14 protein-coding genes and 1 tRNA gene are annotated in these 18,561 nt (G+C 71.3%); 11 read left to right on the forward strand and 4 right to left on the reverse strand.

Annotation, left to right across the window (positions count from 1 at the left end; translation table 11 throughout):
• Window positions 1-9: 9 nt before the first annotated feature.
• Window positions 10-1,203, reverse strand: a complete 1,194-nt coding sequence (locus tag B0I33_RS11185; protein WP_106178547.1) for a PucR family transcriptional regulator — start codon at window positions 1,201-1,203, stop codon at window positions 10-12.
• Window positions 1,204-1,455: 252 nt separating this feature from the next.
• Window positions 1,456-4,278, reverse strand: coding sequence for a pyruvate dehydrogenase (acetyl-transferring), homodimeric type (aceE, locus tag B0I33_RS11190; protein ID WP_106178548.1), 2,823 nt, complete (start codon window positions 4,276-4,278; stop codon window positions 1,456-1,458).
• A gap of 344 nt (window positions 4,279-4,622) precedes the next feature.
• On the opposite strand from aceE, the gene B0I33_RS11195 reads away from it, so the two are divergent.
• The 6 genes from B0I33_RS11195 (at window position 4,623) to B0I33_RS11220 (ending at window position 8,760) form a co-directional block, all read left to right on the forward strand.
• Window positions 4,623-5,048 (forward strand): DUF3052 domain-containing protein, encoded by a 426-nt coding sequence (locus tag B0I33_RS11195; RefSeq protein ID WP_106178549.1) that lies wholly within the window; start codon window positions 4,623-4,625, stop codon window positions 5,046-5,048.
• Between the two features lie 97 nt (window positions 5,049-5,145).
• Window positions 5,146-5,607, forward strand: coding sequence for a peroxiredoxin (locus B0I33_RS11200; protein WP_106178550.1), 462 nt, complete (start codon window positions 5,146-5,148; stop codon window positions 5,605-5,607).
• 32 nt (window positions 5,608-5,639) lie between these two features.
• Window positions 5,640-5,711: transfer RNA gene (locus B0I33_RS11205), tRNA-Val, on the forward strand.
• 38 nt (window positions 5,712-5,749) lie between these two features.
• Entirely contained in the window at window positions 5,750-5,986 is a 237-nt protein-coding gene (locus B0I33_RS11210; RefSeq protein WP_106178551.1) for a hypothetical protein, read from the forward strand.
• 265 nt (window positions 5,987-6,251) lie between these two features.
• Window positions 6,252-7,646 (forward strand): alkaline phosphatase PhoX, encoded by a 1,395-nt coding sequence (locus B0I33_RS11215; protein WP_106178552.1) that lies wholly within the window; start codon window positions 6,252-6,254, stop codon window positions 7,644-7,646.
• Window positions 7,647-7,803: 157 nt separating this feature from the next.
• A complete protein-coding gene (locus tag B0I33_RS11220) occupies window positions 7,804-8,760 on the forward strand; it encodes a neutral zinc metallopeptidase (protein WP_106178553.1) in 957 nt (318 codons plus the stop codon).
• A 12-nt stretch (window positions 8,761-8,772) separates the two neighbouring features.
• On the opposite strand, the gene B0I33_RS11225 is transcribed toward B0I33_RS11220, so the two are convergent.
• The gene (locus B0I33_RS11225; protein ID WP_106178554.1) at window positions 8,773-9,306 is read right to left on the reverse strand and encodes a 2'-5' RNA ligase family protein; all 534 of its coding nucleotides are present in this window, start codon (window positions 9,304-9,306) and stop codon (window positions 8,773-8,775) included.
• A gap of 83 nt (window positions 9,307-9,389) precedes the next feature.
• On the opposite strand from B0I33_RS11225, the gene B0I33_RS11230 reads away from it, so the two are divergent.
• Window positions 9,390-9,938, forward strand: coding sequence for a DUF4383 domain-containing protein (locus B0I33_RS11230; RefSeq protein WP_106178555.1), 549 nt, complete (start codon window positions 9,390-9,392; stop codon window positions 9,936-9,938).
• 78 nt (window positions 9,939-10,016) lie between these two features.
• On the opposite strand, the gene B0I33_RS11235 is transcribed toward B0I33_RS11230, so the two are convergent.
• Window positions 10,017-10,781, reverse strand: a complete 765-nt coding sequence (locus B0I33_RS11235) for a PP2C family protein-serine/threonine phosphatase (protein WP_106178556.1) — start codon at window positions 10,779-10,781, stop codon at window positions 10,017-10,019.
• 72 nt (window positions 10,782-10,853) lie between these two features.
• On the opposite strand from B0I33_RS11235, the gene B0I33_RS11240 reads away from it, so the two are divergent.
• The 4 genes from B0I33_RS11240 (at window position 10,854) to B0I33_RS11255 (ending at window position 18,527) form a co-directional block, all read left to right on the forward strand.
• Complete coding sequence (locus B0I33_RS11240) at window positions 10,854-12,035, forward strand: aminotransferase class V-fold PLP-dependent enzyme (RefSeq protein WP_106178892.1); 1,182 nt, start codon at window positions 10,854-10,856, stop codon at window positions 12,033-12,035.
• Window positions 12,036-12,072: 37 nt separating this feature from the next.
• Window positions 12,073-13,212, forward strand: coding sequence for an acyl-CoA dehydrogenase family protein (locus tag B0I33_RS11245; protein WP_106178557.1), 1,140 nt, complete (start codon window positions 12,073-12,075; stop codon window positions 13,210-13,212).
• A gap of 246 nt (window positions 13,213-13,458) precedes the next feature.
• Complete coding sequence (gene dnaE / locus B0I33_RS11250; RefSeq protein ID WP_106178558.1) at window positions 13,459-17,028, forward strand: DNA polymerase III subunit alpha; 3,570 nt, start codon at window positions 13,459-13,461, stop codon at window positions 17,026-17,028.
• A 26-nt stretch (window positions 17,029-17,054) separates the two neighbouring features.
• Entirely contained in the window at window positions 17,055-18,527 is a 1,473-nt protein-coding gene (locus B0I33_RS11255; RefSeq protein WP_245900602.1) for an MFS transporter, read from the forward strand.
• Window positions 18,528-18,561: the final 34 nt, after the last annotated feature.

Below are 18,561 nucleotides of genomic sequence, written 5' to 3' on the forward strand. Positions count from 1 at the left end.
GGTCGTGCGTCACCACAGGCCGCGGGCGCGAGCCAGCCTGCCGACGGTCAGCGCGACGCGCAGCACGAGCGCGTCGCGGGGGTCGGCGGGATGGCGGCCGGTGAGCTCCGCGGCCTTGCGCAGGCGGTAGCGCACCGTGTTGGGGTGCACGAACAGGGTCCGCGCGCAGGTCTCCAGCACGCCGCCGCTCTCGAGGTACGTGTCGATGGTCTCCAGCAGCGCGGGACCCGCCTCCTCCAGCGGCCGGGCGATGCCCTCGATGAGCAGCCGTTCGGCCTCCGGGTCGCCGGCGAGCGCCCGTTCGGGCAGCAGGTCGGCCGAGCGGGCCGGCCGGGGCGCCGCGGGCCAGCCCACCACGGCGCGCAGGCCGGACAGTGCCTCCGCCGCGCTGTGGTGCGCCTCCGCGAGGGACGGCACGGTGGGCCCGGCGACGACGGGGCCCTCGGCGAACGCGATCGCGAGCGTGGGCAGGATGCCCTGGTCCTTCGCCGAGCCCTCGGTGGGTCCCGCGACCACGACGACCAGGCGGGATCCCTGCACGCTGAGCAGCACGGGCCTGCCCGCGCGGGCCGCCCTGCTGCGGACCTCGAACACCACGGTGGGCGGGTCGTCCGACGGCGGGTTGCCGACGAGCACGGTGGCGTGCGCGGCCGGGTCCCAGCCGAGCGCGGCGGCGCGGGACAGCAACGACTCCTCGGCGTCGCCGCGCACGATGCCGTCGACGACCAGCGCCTCCAGCCGGGCGTCCCAGGCGCCCCTCGCCTCGGCGGCCGCGGCGTAGGAGCTGGCGGTGGCGAAGGCGACCTCCCGCCCGTAGCGCAGGATGCCCTCGGTCAGGGCGGCCCGTTCGCGCTCGTCGGCGGCGAATTCGGGCAGCTGCTCCTCGAACACCTCGATCGCGAGCCGGACCAGGCCGACGGCCTGCCGGAGGCTGATCCACCGGGACAGCTCCTGCGGTGCGGAGCGGAAGGCCTCGGTGGTGAGCTTGAGTGCCTCCTTGGAGTCCCGCAACCAGCGCACGAAGCCCGCGGCCCCGCTCTGGGTGATCATCAGAACGCTGGCGCGCTGGTCGGCGGGGAGCCGGCCGAACCACGGCAGCTGCTCCTCCATGGCGGACACACTCGCCTTGGCGAGCCGCCCGGAGGCCCGCTCGAGCTCCCGCAGGGTCTTGGCGGACAGACCGTGCCGCTTGGTCGGTGACATCGTGCCGCGATCCTACGTCGCGGCCGACCCCGCACATACGAGACCGCCCGACGCGCTGCGGTTCTCGCTGCGTCGGGCGGTCTCGTCTCCCCGGTCCCCACCGGTGATTCCACTATGGACCTAGTCGATCATCGGACGCCAGGCATCTCACCCGTTCGTGGTTCACTCGAACCGGCGGGAAACCACGGATGTCATGAGTGGCTCGTTACTGAGGAAAAGTGCCAGTAACGAGCCACTCACGACCCTCGGGGCTCAGGCGGAGCCGGGGTCGGAGGTCTGCGGGGCGGCGGCGCCGACGTCGTCGATGCGGTACCTCCGCGCTGCCTCGACCACCTTCGCCCGGTCCACCTCGCCGCGCCGGGCCAGCATCGTCAGCACGGCGACCGTGATCGACTCGGCGTCGACCAGGAAGTACCGGCGTGCGGCCGGGCGGGTGTCGGAGAAGCCGAACCCGTCGGTGCCGAGCGTCATCATGTCGTTCGGCACCCAGGGGCGGATCAGGTCCGGCACTGCCCGCATCCAGTCGGACACCGCGACGACCGGGCCCTCGGTGCCGCGCAGCGCCTGCGTGACGTACGGCACGCGCGGGGTGTCGTCCGGGTACAGGAAGTTGTCCCGGTCGACCTCGACGGCCTCCCGCCGCAGCTCCGTCCACGACGTCGCCGACCACACGTCTGCCCGCACGCCCCACTCCTCGGCGAGCATGGTCTGCGCGCGCAGCGCCTCCGGCATCGTCACGCCGGACACCAGGATCTGCGCCTTCGGGCCGCGCTGGTCGCCGCCCTCGGGCGCGGTCTGGTACCGGTACAGGCCCTTCAGCAGCCCCTCGACGTCGAGGTCGGCGGGCTCGGGCGGCTGCTGGTACGGCTCGTTGTAGATGGTGATGTAGTAGAAGATGTTCTCCCCGTTGCCGTCCGGGCCGCCCTCGCCGTACATGCGGCGCAGGCCGTCCCGGACGATGTGCGCGATCTCGAACGACCACGCCGGGTCGTACGTCACCGTCGCCGGGTTGGTGGCCGACAGCAGGATCGAATGCCCGTCGGCGTGCTGCAGACCCTCACCGGTGAGCGTGGTGCGGCCCGCGGTGGCGCCGAGCACGAACCCGCGCGCCATCTGGTCGGCCGCCGCGTACAGCCCGTCGCCGGTGCGCTGGAACCCGAACATCGAGTAGAAGATGTAGATCGGGATCATCGGCTCGCCGTGCGTGGCGTACGACGTCCCGATCGCCGTGAACGAGGCGGTGGAGCCCGCCTCGTTGATGCCCTCGTGCAGCAGCTGGCCCTGCTCGGACTCTTTGTACGCCAGCATCAGCTGGGCGTCGACCGACGTGTAGGTCTGCCCGTGCGGGTTGTAGATCTTCGCCGTCGGGAACATCGAGTCGAGGCCGAAGGTGCGGGCCTCGTCCGGGATGATCGGCACGATCCGGTTGCCGATCTCGGCGTCCTTGGCCAGCTCGCGCACCAGCCGGACGAACGCCATCGTGGTGGCCACCTCCTGCTTGCCCGAGCCCTTGCGGATGGCCTCGTACACCTTGTCGCCGGGCAGCACCAGCGGCTTCGCCCTGGAGCGCCGCTCCGGTAGGAAGCCGCCGAGGGTCTTGCGGCGGCCGAGCATGTACTCGATCTCGGGCGATTCCATCCCCGGGTGGTAGTACGGCGGCAGCTTCGGGTCGCGCTCCAGCTCCTCGTCGCTGATCGGAATACGCTGCGCGTCCCGGAACAGCTTGAGGTCGTCGAGCGTGAGCTTCTTCATCTGGTGCGTGGCGTTGCGGCCCTCGAACGCGGGGCCGAGCCCGTAGCCCTTGATCGTGTGGGCCAGGATGACGGTCGGCTGCCCGTGGTGCTCCAGCGCGGCCTTGTACGCCGCGTAGACCTTGCGGTAGTCGTGCCCGCCGCGCTTGAGGTTCCAGATGTCGGCGTCGGACAGGTCCTTGACCAGGTCCTTGGTCCTCGGGTCCCGGCCGAAGAAGTGCTCGCGGACGTAGGCGCCGTCGTTGGCCTTGTACGTCTGGAAGTCGCCGTCCGGCGTGGTGTTCATCAGGTTGACCAGCGCGCCGTCGCGGTCGGCGTGCAGCAGGGCGTCCCACTCGCGGCCCCAGATCACCTTGATGACGTTCCAGCCCGCGCCGCGGAAGTACGCCTCCAGCTCCTGGATGATCTTGCCGTTGCCGCGCACCGGGCCGTCGAGCCGCTGCAGGTTGCAGTTGATGACGAAGGTGAGGTTGTCCAGCCCCTCGCCGGAGGCCACGTGGATGAGCCCGCGCGACTCCGGCTCGTCCATCTCGCCGTCGCCGAGGAAGGCCCACACGTGCTGGTCGCTGGTGTCCTTGATGCCGCGGGAGTGCAGGTAGCGGTTGAACCGCGCCTGGTAGATGGCGTTCATCGGGCCGAGGCCCATGGACACCGTGGGGTACTCCCAGAAGTCCGGCATTAGCCTCGGGTGCGGGTACGACGGCAGGCCGCCGCCCGCGCCCGCGTGCGAGTGCTCCTGGCGGAACCCGTCGAGCTGGTCGCCGGTCAGCCTGCCCTCCAGGTAGGCCCGCGCGTAGATGCCGGGCGAGGCGTGGCCCTGGATGAAGATGTGGTCGCCGCCGCCCGAGTGGTCCTTGCCGCGGAAGAAGTGGTTGAAGCCCACCTCGTACAGTGCGGCCGACGACGCGTAGGTCGAGATGTGACCGCCGACGCCCACGCCGGGGCGCTGCGCGCGGTGCACCATCACCGCGGCGTTCCACCGGATGTACGCGCGGTAGCGGCGCTCGATCTCCTCGTCACCCGGGAACCACGGCTCGTTCTCCGTGGGGATCGTGTTGACGTAGTCGGTCGCGGTGAGCGGCGGCACGCCTACGTTGCGTTCCCTGGCGCGTTCCAGCACCCTCAACATCAGGTACCGCGCGCGCTGCTGCCCGCCCCTGGCCAGTGCGGCGTCGAAGGAGTCCAGCCATTCGGCGGTCTCCTCGGGGTCGATGTCGGGCAGGTGCGCCGCCAGTCCGTCACGGATGACGCGGACACGCGCCGGTGCGCCCTGGCCGGCGCCAGTGTTGGTGCTGCGCCCGGCCTCGTCGTTCTGGGGGGCCAAGGGATCTCCTCGCCGGTTGTTGCCGTTGTTGTGTGCTCGTCTGCCATCGTCGTCGCATTCGCGGCTCCCGTCACCGCTACTGGGCGGTAACGTTCGACCGCCCCGCCTGCGCCGCGTTTGGGCTGCTGACGCCCACGATGGGACCTCGTGTCTACCCTAGTTGAGTGGCGGCGGACAGGGTGCCGTGCTCCGGGTCGGGGGCGGCGACTTTCGGGCGATCCGGTGTGGACGGTTGCGCCGTGCGCCGCACCAGTGTTCGCTAAGCCCATCCGTGTACGAGTGTGCGGTGCGGGCGTGATCGGCGTCACGTACCGCGCCTGGCTGTAGTTGGAGGAGTGAAAGTCGTGGTCGCCGCGGGAGACGCTGACCAGAACAGCGTCGCCGAGAGGCTTGGGATCAAGCCGGACATGGTGGTCCAGGAGCTTGGCTGGGACGAGGACGTCGATGACGACTTCCGTGCCGCCATCGAGGAGCACGTCGGTGGCGAGCTGCTCGACGAGGACGCCGACGAGGTGATCGACGTCGTGCTGCTCTGGTGGCGCGACGGCGACGGCGACCTGGGTGACGCGCTGGTCGACGCGCGGGGACCGCTGGACGAGAACGGGGCGATCTGGGTCCTGACCCCGAAGACCGGGCAGCCCGGTCACGTCGAGCCGAGCGAGATCGCCGAGGCGGTGCCCACGGTGGGCCTTTCGCAGACCTCCAACATCAGCATCGGCTCCGGCTGGATGGGAACCCGGCTGGTGCCGAGGTCGAAATCACGTCGCTGACGTCCCCTCGGCCCGGTGGGACGGCCGTACCTCGCGATAGGGTTGCCCGGCACGGACTCATGTATCGGCGGGACGATCCAGCGGGAGGAATAGCGCCATGGCTGTCGAGGTCGGAACCGAGGCCCCGGACTTCACGCTCAAGGACTACAACAAGCAGGACGTCACGTTGTCCTCGTTCCGTGGGGAGAAGCCGGTCCTGCTGGTGTTCTACCCCTTCGCGTTCAGCGGGATCTGCCAGGGTGAGCTGTGCCAGCTGCGCGACGAGTTCGCCGACTACGAGAACGAGGGCGTGCAGGTGCTGGGTGTCTCCGTCGACACGCCGTTCTCCCTGAAGGCCTGGGCGGAGCAGCAGGGCTACCAGTTCCCGCTGCTGTCCGACTTCTGGCCGCACGGCGAGGTCGCCAAGGCCTATGGTGTCTTCAACGAGACCGCCGGGCTCGCCCTCCGCGGCACGTTCCTCATCGACAAGGAGGGGATCGTGCGGTACGCCGAGGTCAACGAGCCCGGTCAGGCTCGTGACCAGCAGGCCTGGAAGAAGGCCGTCGCCCAGCTCGGCTGACGCACCGGTGACGCCGCCCGGCGTCACCACCAGGGCGCATAGCTCAGCGGAAGAGCACCTGCCTTACAAGCAGGGGGTCGCAGGTTCGAACCCTGCTGCGCCCACCGTCCTCCGGTCACGACGACCGCTCAGGCGGTGTCTTGTGCCCGAACCCTTGGTCGTCATCGACGGCGGATACGCCCACCGCGACGACACGGCCATGGGGCCGCACCTGAGCGGCCGGCTCGGCGCGAAGCTCAGGGAAGCCGCGTCCGGGAGCCCGCTCAAGCAACCGGCGGACGAGGCGCGCAAGCCCGGTTCGCACTCCTGGCCGGTCACGGACACCAAGCGCGGGCAGCGGGTGCAGGACAGGCGCGGCGAGGCACTGACCCGCCGCTGAACCTCGCTCGGCCGCCCTGCGGGCGGCTTCGGGATCGGGCCCGGAGGGGGCCGGCGCGCGCGGGGACGGCGAACTCGACGGTGTCCTGGCGGTGCGCGGCACCGGCCGGTACCACGTCCGCCATCCCGCCAGGCACCTCCTGGGCGGGTTGGTCCGGCCGCCGACTGTTCACCCGGCCTTTCCGGGCCGTCCTCGCGGTGGCGATGAAACGGGCCCATTCGGCACCTAGCGTCCCGTGGCGTTCCCCACCGACGGAGGTTCCCGAATGACGGACACCGCAGACCACGCCGACAGAACCGCACTCGCCCGCCGCGGCTTCCTCAAGGGCGGCATCGCCACCGCCGCCGCGCTCGCGGCGCTGGGCCCGCTGGAGGCGCTCGGCGCCCGCACGGCGGGTGCGGCGCCGCTGCACAAGCACCGGTCGTCGCCCGACTACGGCCCGCTGCGCCCCGTGCGGGACCACACGACCGGCCTCGCCCTGCTGGCGCTGCCCCGGGGCTTCGAGTACCTCAGCTACGGCTGGACCGGCGACGAGATGTCCGACGGCACCCCGACGCCCGGCGCCCACGACGGCATGGCCGCCTTCCGCCGCGCCGACGGCAAGGTGGCGATCGTCCGCAACCACGAGCTCGGCGGCTACTCGGGTGCCTTCACCGAGCCCGCGTACAACCCGGCCGCCCGCGGTGGCACCACCACGCTCGTGTTCGACCCCGACCGGGGGGAGTTCACCGAGTCCTGGGCCAGCCTGTCCGGCACCATCCGCAACTGCGCGGGCGGGCCCACCCCGTGGGGCACCTGGCTGACGTGCGAGGAGACCACCGAGATCGGTCCGGACGGCACCCGGCACGGCTACGTCTTCGAGGTGCCGTTCGACGGCAAGGGTGACCCGAACCCGCTGCGTGCCATGGGCCGGTTCAGCCACGAGGCCGTGGCCGTCGACCCGGGCACCGGCATCGTCTACCTGACCGAGGACGCCACCCCTTCCGGGTTCTACCGGTTCCTGCCGCGCGAGCGGGGTGAGCTGGCCGCGGGCGGCGAGCTGCAGATGCTCGTGGTGGAGACCCCCGACGGCTCGTCGTACCGCACCTACACCGACGGGACCGGGGTGGAGTACCGCACCTCGTGGGTCACGGTGCCGAACCCGGACTACGCGCCCGGCGAGACGCGTCCCGCCGAGCAGGGTGCCGCGCTCGGCGCCGCCGTGTTCCGCAGGCTCGAGGGTGCGTGGTGGGGCAACCACCGTGTCTACATCGTCTCCACCAGCGGCGGCCCGAAGGGCCAGGGTCAGGTCTTCGAGTACGACCCGAAGCGCGAGCGCATGCGCGTGCTGTTCGCCTCGCCCGACGCCGCCGTGCTGAACAACCCCGACAACATCTGCGTCAGCCCGCGTGGCGGCATCGTGCTGTGCGAGGACGGCAGCGAAGGGGAGTACGTGCACGGTCTCACCACCGACGGCGAGATCTTCCCGTTCGCGCTCAACCAGGTCGTCATCCCCGGCGGCGGGGTGCCGGGCAAGTCGGTCGCGCCCGGCGACTACTCCGGTTCCGAGTGGTGCGGGTCGACGTTCGAGCCGAAGAACGGCAACTGGCTGTTCGTCAACGCCCAGTCGCCCGGCATCACGTTCGCGATCACCGGCCCCTGGCGGCGCGGCTCCCTGTGAGTGCCTGGTCACCGTTCGTGAGTGCTGACCGTTGTTCTAACCACGTTCTTCACTCACGAACGGTGACCAGCGCGGCACGGTCCCGTGTCGGGATCGCCGTGGCCGCCGCCCCCGCTTATCCTCATCGCCGACGTTGCATCCGATCCCGAGGTTGGTCGTGGACTCTGCCGGCAACCGTCCCGGGCGGCCCGAGCCCACGCAGCCGCTGATCGAGGACCTGCCCCTGTCGCTGCTGGACGGCGAGCCCGCGCGACCGCGCCCCCGGCGCGGGCGTTCGGTGCGGCTGCGTCTCCTGCCGCTGCTCGTCGCCGTCGCGCTGGGCGCCGGTGTGCTGCTCGTCGTGACGGCGACCAGGGACGGCGACGGCGGCGCATCCGGCGGTGACGGGCTGGTCGCCGCGGGCGGCGGGGGACCGGCGCCGGTGTTCGCCACCGAGGGCAACCCGGTGGTCACCATGGCCCTGCGGCTGCCTCGCGTGACGTGCGAGCTGCCCGCGATCGGTGCGGGCGAAGCCCGGCTGCGCGCGCTGTACGAGGCGGAGATCCGGTGCCTGGAGCGGGCGTGGCGCCCGGTGCTGCGGGAGGCGGGCGTGCCGTTCGGGCCGGTCGCCGTGCACCTGGGCGACGATCCGCAGACCGAGTGTGGCGACCTCCCTCCGCCCGGCCAGGCCACCGGCTTCTACTGCGGCGAGGACCGCACGATCTACCTGCCGCACACCCGCGCGGTCGACGCCTTCGGGCTCGACCCGGCCGCGCACATCGCCACTCTCGCCCACGAGTACGGCCATCACGTCCAGGAGCTCAGCGGCATCCTCGACCGGGCGGGCCACGACCTCGGCGGGCACGAGCCGGGCAGCGCGGGCGACCGGGAGCTGGGGCGCCGCGTCGAGCTGCAGGCGAACTGCTTCGCGGGACTGTTCCTCGCCAGCGCCGCGGGCCGGGGCTCGATCGACCGGGAGCTGGCCGTGGCGGCGACCGAGGACTTCGCCAACTGGGTGGACAGCGACACACACGGCAGCAGCGCCACCCAGCTGCGGTGGGCGAAGACCGGGTTCGCCGGGCCCACGACGGCCGCCTGCAACACCTGGACCGCGCCGCTCGGCGAGGTCACCTAGCGGGCGGTGGCTTCAGGGCACGGCGGGCAGCGGCCACAGCTCGCCGGTCGCGCTGTCGATGAGCGCCGCCCGCGCGACCCGGACGTGCAGCGGCAGCACGTCGTAGACCGCGGCGGCGACCGAGGGCAGCTGGTCGGCGCGGGCCCGCGTCGCCACGGACGCATGCGGCAGCCAGCGGTCGATCTCGTAGTGCCGGTGCACGAGCGCACCCGTGGCCCGCACCGCCTCGACCACCGCCTGCTGCCGGGGAACCAGGTCGGCTGGCACCGACGGCAGCAGCGACACCCGGCCCCGCCGGAAGGCGCCGAACGCGTCGAACGTGAGGTCGAACGGCCCCGCGGCGGTGCCCTTGCCGAGCCGTTCCACCGCCGCGTGCACGGCAGGCAGGTCCCAGTCCAGCAGCACCACGTAGGACAGGTGCGGGTGGTGCCTGCCGTGCGTGTGGGAGAGCAGGGTCGGCACCCCCTCGTTCTCGAGGCGCCGCCAGAGCCGCGTCATCGCGCGTTCGGACCGGCCGTCGAACAGCAGGCACACGCCGAGAGCCACGCACAGACGGTAGTCGTGCGGGTTTCGTCCGGTTCGGGGCGGGTACTCCGGGCAAAGTGACGCACCGCACAGAGGAGGCGATCATGGCTCAGCCCGCAGAGACGCGCATGCGTGTGGGCGGCGTGCAGCCCACCCAGATCCTGGCCGCGCTCGTCGGCATCGCGTACCTGGGTCTCGGGATCTGGGGTCTCACGGTCACCGGATTCGGTGATTTCATCGATCCGGTCGGTGCCTCGATCTGGGTGTTCTCGGTGAACCCGTTGCACAACATCGTCCACCTGGTCGTCGGCGTGCTCGGTGTCGCCATGGCGATGAACTCGGGCCTCTCTCGCACGTTCGGGTGGTTCCTGTTCATCGTGTTCGGCCTGCTGTTCGTGTGGGGCCTGGCGATCACGGGGGTCTTCGCGAGCAACCCGGTGTCCGGGCTCGGTAACCCGCTGGCGATCGGCACCGCCGACAACTGGCTGCATCTCGGCACGGCGCTGGCAGGCCTGCTGATCGCGGTGATGCCGGCGCGCCGGGTGGTGGAGACGGCCGGTCCGGCGTCGGCGTCGCCCGCCGTCGAGGAGGAGCCGTCCCGGGGGCACGGCGGTCTGCGGAACCGCTTCAGCCGCCGCGGCACCGCCCACTAGCCGACGGCCGCCCCGCGCCCCGGCAGTGCCCGGCAGTGAAGGGCACATCCCCTGCGTTGAGGGCAGGGAATGTGCCCTTCACTGCCCTCGGTCGTGCCCGCCGGTGACGTCGGCGACGACGCAGGTGATGTTGTCCGGGCCGCCGTTGTCGTTGGCCAGGTCGATCAGGGTGCGGACGGCCTGCGCGGGCTCGGTCACGGTGGCCAGCACGTCCTGGATGTCCTCGTCGTCGACCGCGTCCGTCAGCCCGTCGGAACACAGCAGGTAGCGGTCGCCGGGGCGCACGTCGAGCGCGGCCACGTCGGGCTCCGCGGGGCTCTCCGCCAGCAGCGCCCTGGTGAGCACGGAACGGTGCGGGTGCCCGGCGGCCAGCTCCGGCGCGAGGCTGCCCTCGTCGACCAGCGACTGCACCACCGTGTGGTCCTTCGTGAGCCTGCTCAGCTCCCCGTCGCGAAGCAGGTACCCGCGGGAGTCTCCGATGTGCGCCAGCGTGAACCGCGTGCCGTCCCACAGCAGCGCGGTGAGAGTGGTTCCCATCCCCGCCAGGTCGGCGTCGCCCGCCACCTGCTCGTCCAGCCGCCCGGCCGCGTCGGCCACGGCCTGCCGCAGTGCGGTCTCCGGCTCCAGTTCGGCGGGGTCGAGGTCGGCGACGCGCCGGTCGAGGTCCGCGATCGCCGCCATCGCGAGCTCACTGGCCACCTCGCCGTGGGCGTGCCCGCCCATGCCGTCGGCCACGGCGAGCAGGCGCGGGCTGGTGAAGACAGAGTCCTCGTTGCCCGAACGCCGCCGGCCCGTGTCCGAGCCGGCCGCGTAGCGCAGCCCGAGCACATCGTCGTGAGTCATATGTGCAGTGAACCACGTGCGGAAAACGGCTCGGCGGGTAAGGACTCCCACACCCAGAATGGCCGAATGACCATGCAGGAGGAGGACATCAGCAGGGCGCGTGCGGAGACCCCCGGCTGTGCCGAGGTGATCCACCTGAACAACGCGGGGTCGGCGCTCCCGCCGACGTGCGTGACCGACACGGTCGTCGAGCACCTGCGGGCGGAGGCCGCGCTCGGCGGGTACGAGGCCGCCGAGCGGGCGGCGGCGCGCCTCGACGCCGTTTACACCTCGATCGCGACGATGCTCAACGTCTCGGCGGACGACATCGCGCTCGTCGACTCGGCGACCCGCGCCTGGCAGGCGATCTTCTACGCGCTGGAGTTCTCGCCAGGGGACGTGATCCTCACCGGCCACGCCGAGTACGCCAGCAACGCGATCGCGCTGCTGCAGGTGGCCCGCCGCACGGGCGCGCGGGTCGAGGTGGTCGACGACGACGAGACCGGTGCGCTCGATGTCGCGGACCTGCGCAGGCGGCTGCATCCGCGCGTGAAGCTGATCTCGCTGACGCACGTGCCGACGCAGGGCGGGCTCGTCAACCCGGCGGAGGAGGTGGGCCGGGTCGCGCGGGAGGCGGGCGTGCCGTACCTGCTCGACGCCTGCCAGTCCGCCGGGCAGCTGGAGCTCGACGTGGCGCGCCTCGGCTGCGACGCGCTCACGGCCACCGGGCGCAAGTTCCTGCGCGGACCGCGTGGCACCGGGTTTCTCTACGTGCGGCCGGAGCTGCGGGAGCGGGTGGAGCCGGTGATGCTCGACCTGCACTCGGCCGAGTGGACGGCGCCGGAGGAGTACCGGGTGCGCGCCGACGCGCGCCGGTTCGAGACGTGGGAACGCGACGTCGCCGCCGTGCTCGGGCTCGGCGCCGCCGTCGACTACGCGCTGTCCTGGGGGCTGCCCGCCGTGGAGCGGCGGGTCACCGCGCTGGCCGCCCGGTTGCGCGACGAGCTCGCCGCCCTGCCCGGCGTCCGGGTGCACGACCAGGGCGCGCGCCGGTGCGGGATCGTCACGTTCACGGTCGACGGGCTGCCCGCCCCCCGGGTGCGGGAACGCCTGCTGGCGGCGGGGATCAACACGTCGGTCTCGCGACCCGGGTCGGCGCGGTTCGACCTGCCCGCGCGCGGCATCGACGCGCTCGTGCGGGCGTCGGTGCACTACTACAACTCCGAGGCCGAACTGGACCGCCTCGTCGGGGAGGTACGCGGTATGCTCCTCTGAATAAGCGCTTGGTCACCTCGTCTGCCAGGGAGGTCGCGTGGACGCCGAGGACTTCGCCGCCATCGAGTCGGCCGTGCGGGAGTTCGTGCGCAAGGAGGTCGTCCCGAGGGAGGCCGAGATCGACGAGCGGGACGAGATCCCGGCCGACCTCCGCGAGAAGGCCGCCGGGCTGGGCCTGTTCGGGTGGGCGCTGCCCGCCGAGTACGGCGGGCTCGGCCTGACGATGGCCGAGGACGTGCGGCTCGCGATCCAGCTCGGGTACACCACGCCGGCGTTCCGGTCGCTGTTCGGCACCAACAACGGCATCGCGGGGCAGGCGATCGTCGGCTACGGCAGCCAGGCCCAGCGCGAGCGGTGGCTGCCCGCGCTCGCCTCGGGCGAGGCGGTCGCCTCGTTCGCGCTCACCGAGGCCGAGGCCGGGTCCGACCCCAGCGGGCTCACCAGCAAGGCGGTGCCGGAATCCGGCGGCTACGTGCTCACCGGCACCAAGCGGTTCATCACCAACGCGCCGATCGCCGACGTGTTCGTGGTGTTCGCGCGCACCGACCCGGCGTCGACCGGCAGGGAGGGCATCTCCGCGCTGCTGGTGCCCGCCGGGCTGCCCGGGGTGACGGTCGGCCCGCACGACCCGAAGATGGGCCAGGCGGGAGCCTGGACGGCGGAGGTCTTCCTCGACGAGGTGCGGGTGCCCGCCGACGCGTTGATCGGCGCCGAGGGCGACGGCTTCCGGATCGCGATGGCCTCGCTGGCCCGGGGCAGGCTGCACATCGCGGCGGTGTGCGTCGGCATGGCCGAGCGGGCGCTGGCCGAGGCGGTGGAGCACGCGCGGACCACGCGCCAGGGCGGCCGCGTGATCGGCGACTTCCAGCTCGTGCAGGCCCTGCTCGCCGAGTCCCATGCCGAGCTGTACGCGGGCCGCTCCATGGTGCTGCGGGCGGCCGAGGAGTACGACGCGGGCACCGATCGCAGGCTCGGGCCGTCCAGCGCGAAGCTCTTCTGCACGGAGATGCTGGGCCGCGTCGCCGATCGTGCCGTGCAGGTGCACGGCGGCATGGGGTACATGCGCGGGGTCGCCGTGGAGCGGATCTACCGCGACGCCCGCCTGTTCCGCATCTACGAGGGCACCAGCGAGATCCAGAAGCTCGTGATCGCCCGCACCCTCCTGCACCCCCGCTGAACCCGGCGGCCTGCAGTGAAGGCCACCTTCACTGCGCCCAACGCACTGAGGGTGGCCTTCACTGCATCCGGCGGCACGCGCGGCGGGTCGCCACCACCGCGGCCGGTTCCGGGGCGAAGATGGGGGACGCGCCCTGCTCCGTGGTTCTGTCGCACCCCGGGGCTAGGGTGATGAGGCTGTGAAGCCCGGGGCTGTCCTCGCGGGCCCGCGCGCGCCGGTCGCACTACTCAGGGGAGGTTTTCGCTGGTGTCGAACGATTCCTTCGTCCACCTGCACGTCCACACCGAGTACTCGATGCTCGACGGCGCCGCGAAGATCGCCCCCCTGTTCGAGGAGGCCTCCCGGCTGGAGATGCCCGCCGTGGGCATGACCGACCACGGCAACATGTATGGCGCGGACGAGTTCTACCAGCAGGCCAAGAAGGCGGGCATCAAGCCGATCATCGGCATCGAGGCCTACATCGCGCCGGAGAGCCGGTTCCACAAGAAGCCGGTGTTCTGGGGGCAGAGCAGCCAGCGCGGCGCCGACGAGTTCGGCGAGGGCGGCGACGTCTCCGGCGGCGGCGCCTACACCCACATGACGATGCTCGCGGAGAACTCCGCCGGCCTGCGCAACCTGTTCAAGCTCTCGTCGCTGGCGAGCATGCAGGGCTACTACCGCAAGCCCCGGATGGACAAGGAGCTGATCGCCGAGAACGCCGAGGGCATCATCGCCACCACCGGCTGCCCCTCCGGAGAGGTCCAGACCAGGCTCCGGCTCGGGCAGAAGGACGAGGCGCTCCGGGCCGCCGCCGAGTACCGCGACATCTTCGGCCCCGACAACTTCTTCCTCGAGCTGATGGACCACGGCCTGCCGATCGAGCGCTCGGTCCGCGAGGGCCTGCTCGAGATCGGCCGGAAGCTCGGCCTGCGGCCGCTGGCCACCAACGACTCCCACTACGTCACCAAGGACCAGGCCGACTCGCACGCCGCGCTGCTGTGCGTGCAGTCCGGCAAGACCCTGTCCGACCCGAACCGCTTCAAGTTCGACGGCGACGGCTACTACCTCAAGTCGGCCGCCGAGATGCGGGAGTACTGGGACACCGAGGTGCCCGGCGCCGCCGACTCGACGCTGCTGATCGCCGAGCGCGTGCAGTCCTACGAGGAGGTCTACACGCACCGCGACCGGATGCCGCGGTTCGAGGTGCCGGAGGGGCACGACGAGTCGAGCTGGCTGCACCACGAGGTGATGAAGGGCCTGGAGTGGCGCTTCCCCGAAGGGATCCCGGACGGCTACCGCGAGCGGGCCGAGTTCGAACTCGGCGTCATCGCCCAGAAGGGCTTCCCCGCCTACTTCCTGGTCGTCGCCGACCTGATCAACTACGCGCGCAGCGTCGACATCCGGGTCGGCCCCGGCCGGGGCTCGGCGGCCGGGTCGCTCGTGGCCTACGCGCTGGGTATCACCAACCTGGACCCGATCCCGCAGAAGCTGCTGTTCGAGCGGTTCCTCAACCCGGAGCGCTCGTCGATGCCCGACATCGACATCGACTTCGACGACCGCAGGCGCGGCGAGATGGTGCGCTACGCCACCGACAAGTACGGCGCCGACCGCGTCGCGCAGGTGATCACCTTCGGCACGATTAAGACCAAGGCCGCCATCAAGGACGCCGCCCGCGTGCAGTACGGCCAGCCCGGGTACGCGATCGCCGACAAGATCTCCAAGGCGCTGCCGCCGCCGATCATGGCGAAGGACATCCCGCTGTCCGGCATCGTCGACCCCGAGCACGAGCGCTACGCCGAGGCCGCCGAGGTGCGCTCGCTGATCGAGAACGACGAGGAAGTCAAGACGATCTTCGAGACCGCGCGGGGCCTGGAGGGCCTGATCCGCAACGCGGGCGTGCACGCCTGCGCGGTCATCATGTCCAGCGAGCCGCTGATCGACGCCATCCCGCTGTGGCAGCGCGACGACGGTGCCGTCATCACGGGCTGGGACTACCCGTCCTGCGAGGCCATCGGCCTGCTGAAGATGGACTTCCTCGGGCTGCGCAACCTGACCGTCATCGGCGACGCGATCGACAACGTCAAGGCCAACCGCGGGCTCGAGATCGACCTCGACCGGCTCGGCCTCGACGACCCCGAGGCATACCAGCTGCTCGGCAGGGGGGACACGCTCGGCGTGTTCCAGCTCGACGGTGGCGCGATGCGCGACCTGCTGCGCCGCATGCAGCCCACCGGCTTCGAGGACATCGTCGCGGTCCTCGCGCTGTACCGTCCCGGCCCGATGGGCATGAACGCCCACAACGACTACGCCGACCGCAAGAACGGGCGGCAGAAGATCAAGCCCATCCACCCCGAGCTCGAGGAACCCCTGAAGGAGATCCTGGCCGAGACCTACGGCCTGATCGTCTACCAGGAACAGATCATGCAGATCGCGCAGAAGGTGGCCGGCTACTCCATGGGCCGCGCCGACGTGCTGCGCCGGGCGATGGGCAAGAAGAAGAAGGAGGTCCTGGAGAAGGAGTTCGAGGGCTTCCACGCCGGGATGAACGCCAACGGCTTCTCCGACGAGGCCATCCAGGCGCTGTGGGACACGATCCTCCCCTTCGCCGGGTACGCGTTCAACAAGAGCCACGCCGCGGGTTACGGCCTGATCGCGTACTGGACCGCCTACCTCAAGGCCAACTACCCGGCCGAGTACATGGCCGCGCTGCTCACCTCGGTCGGCGACAACAAGGACAAGTCGGCGGTCTACCTCTCCGAGTGCCGCAGGCTCGGGATCAAGGTGCTGCCGCCGGACGTCAACGAGTCGGAGCAGCGGTTCGCGGCCGTCGGCGACGCCATCCGCTTCGGCCTCGGCGCCGTGCGCAACGTGGGCGCCAACGTCGTCGAGTCGGTCATCAAGACCCGCGACGAGAAGGGCAAGTACGTCTCGTTCACCGACTTCCTCGACAAGTCGGAACTGGTGGTCTGCAACAAGCGCGTCATCGAGTCGCTCATCAAGGCGGGAGCGTTCGACTCGCTCGGCAACACGCGGCTGTCGATGATCCAGGTGCACGAGGACGCGGTGGAGGCCGTCGTGCCGCTCAAGCGGCAGGAGGCGATGGGCCAGTTCGACCTGTTCGGGGCCGGCGACGACACGGTCGCCGCCGACGCCTCGGCCTCGTCCCCGCTGGCGCACCTGAAGTTCGGCGAGGAGGAGTACCCGCGCAAGCAGCTGCTCGCCTACGAGCGCGAGATGCTCGGCCTGTACGTGTCCGCGCACCCGCTCGACGGGGCCGAGCGCATCCTGCGCAAGCACGCCAAACGGCCCATCGCGGCGATCCTCGAGGACCCGCCGAAGGAGGGCGAGATCGAGATCGCCGGCCTGATCACGTCGCTGGAACGGCGGGTGAACAAGCGCGGCGAGCCGTGGGCCATCTGCACCGTCGAGGACATGGACGCCGCACTGGAGGTGCTGTTCTTCGCCAAGGCCTACGCGGCGTTCTCCGCCGACCTGGTGGAGGACAACGCCGTGCTCGTCAAGGGCAGGGTCAACTGGCGCGAGGACAAGATGTCGGTCTTCGGCGGCGCACTCGTGCCGCTGGACCTCAGTGACGCCGCGATCGGCGACGAGGAGCCGCCGCTGGTGCTGGTCGCCTCGGCGGAACGGATCGACCACGGGGTGGTCAGCGAGCTCAAGCAGACGCTGCAGGCGCATCCGGGCGACACGCCGGTGCACCTGAAGCTGCTCGGCAGGGACCGGCACACCGTGTTCGCCCTGTACGACTACCCGGTCAAGGTCACCTCGATGCTCATGGGTGAGCTGAAAGGCATTCCCGGCATCACGGCGAGCACGTAGCGGCGCGGCTCAATAACGTGGGACGGGTGGCGACGTCCCCCGAGCAACCGGATCCCCGCCGCTGGCGGGCCCTCGCCGTCACCCTCGCCGCGGGGTTCATGACCCTGCTCGACGTGAGCATCGTCACCGTGGCCCTGCCCTCCATCCAGCAGGGGCTGGAGGCGTCGGTCGCCGGCGCGCAGTGGGTCGTCTCCGGCTACGCACTGACGTTCGGCCTGGTGCTGGTGTCGGGCGGCAGGCTCGGCGACGCGGTGGGCAGGCGGCGCATGTTCCTCATCGCCCTGTCCGCGTTCGTGCTCACCAGCGCACTGTGCGGCGCGGCGGTCAGCGAGCCGATGCTGGTGTTCTCCCGGCTGGCACAGGGGATGGCGGCCGGGCTGCTCACCCCGCAGAACACGGGGCTGATCCAGGAGCTGTTCCGCGGAGCCGAGCGCGGCCGCGCGTTCGGCATGTTCGGGGCGACGGTGGGCATCGCGACAGCGGTCGGCCCGGTGCTCGGCGGCTTCATCATCAGCCTGTTCGGACCTGAGCAGGGCTGGCGCTGGGTGTTCTTCGTCAACATCCCGATCGGTGCCGTCGCGCTGGTCCTCGCCGCCCGGCTGCTGCCCGCCGCGGCGCCGAGGAAACGGTCGCTGCTGGCCGATCTGGACCTTGCCGGCATGGTGCTACTGGGTCTGGCGGTCGGGAGCGTGCTACTACCCCTGGTCGAGTCGGAGCAGGGCGGCTTGTCGTCGCTCTGGTGGCTGTTCGTCGCGGCGGCCGTGCTGGGTGCCGCGTTCGTCCGCTGGGAACGCAGGATGCTCAGGAGGAACCGGTCGCCGCTGCTGGACCTGCGGCTCTACACCGAGACCCCGGGTTACGCGGCGGGCGCGTCGATCGCCACGGTGTACTTCAGCGGGTTCACCGGCATCTGGCTGGTGTTCGCCATGTTCTTCCAACGGGGCCTCGGCTACTCGGCGTTGCAGTCCGGGCTCGCGGTCACCCCCTTCGCGCTCGGGTCCGCGGTCTCGGCTGTGGTCGCGGGCAGGCTGGTCAGCCGCTGGGGCCGCCGCCTCACGATCGCCGGCCTCGGGCTCGTGGCGCTCGGTCTGGGCACGGTGGGGGTGGTGGCGCAGCTGGTGCCCCCGCAGCAGCTCGGGTACGCGGTGGCGCTGCCGCTGCTCGTCGCGGGCACCGGGGGCGGGATGGTCATCTCGCCGAACACCACGTTGACGCTGGACCGGGTGCCGACGCGCCTGGCCGGGGTGGCGGGCGGTGCGCTCCAGACCGGGCAGCGGATCGGCTCTGCGGTCGGCGTGGCGCTGCTGGCCTCGGTGTTCCACGCGCGGATCAACGGGGCGGGGCACAGCTATCCGGTGGCGCTCTCGCTGGCGATGTCGTGTTCGGTGGGGGTCGTGCTCATCGCGCTGGTGCTCGCCGTGCTCGACCATCGCCGCCAGGTCGAGCGCGGCGAAGCCAAGAAAGCACGCTCCGTGACAGGCGCTGGTCCGTTAGAGTGACGTTAGGTGCAAACGGTTGGTGTCACGCAGAGCA

Origin of the sequence: Prauserella shujinwangii, assembly GCF_003001955.1 — a bacterium.
In the GTDB taxonomy this organism is placed as follows: domain Bacteria; phylum Actinomycetota; class Actinomycetes; order Mycobacteriales; family Pseudonocardiaceae; genus Qaidamihabitans; species Qaidamihabitans shujinwangii.

What these genes read in the sequence shown, in the direction of transcription:
- B0I33_RS11215 (WP_106178552.1), top strand. Translation starts at nt 6,252, where the DNA reads ATGACGGACACCGCAGACCACGCCGACAGAACCGCACTCGCCCGCCGC.
- B0I33_RS11185 (WP_106178547.1), bottom strand. Translation starts at nt 1,203, where the DNA reads ATGTCACCGACCAAGCGGCACGGTCTGTCCGCCAAGACCCTGCGGGAG.
- B0I33_RS11230 (WP_106178555.1), top strand. Translation starts at nt 9,390, where the DNA reads ATGGCTCAGCCCGCAGAGACGCGCATGCGTGTGGGCGGCGTGCAGCCC.
- B0I33_RS11240 (WP_106178892.1), top strand. Translation starts at nt 10,854, where the DNA reads ATGCAGGAGGAGGACATCAGCAGGGCGCGTGCGGAGACCCCCGGCTGT.
- B0I33_RS11200 (WP_106178550.1), top strand. Translation starts at nt 5,146, where the DNA reads ATGGCTGTCGAGGTCGGAACCGAGGCCCCGGACTTCACGCTCAAGGAC.
- B0I33_RS11235 (WP_106178556.1), bottom strand. Translation starts at nt 10,781, where the DNA reads ATGACTCACGACGATGTGCTCGGGCTGCGCTACGCGGCCGGCTCGGAC.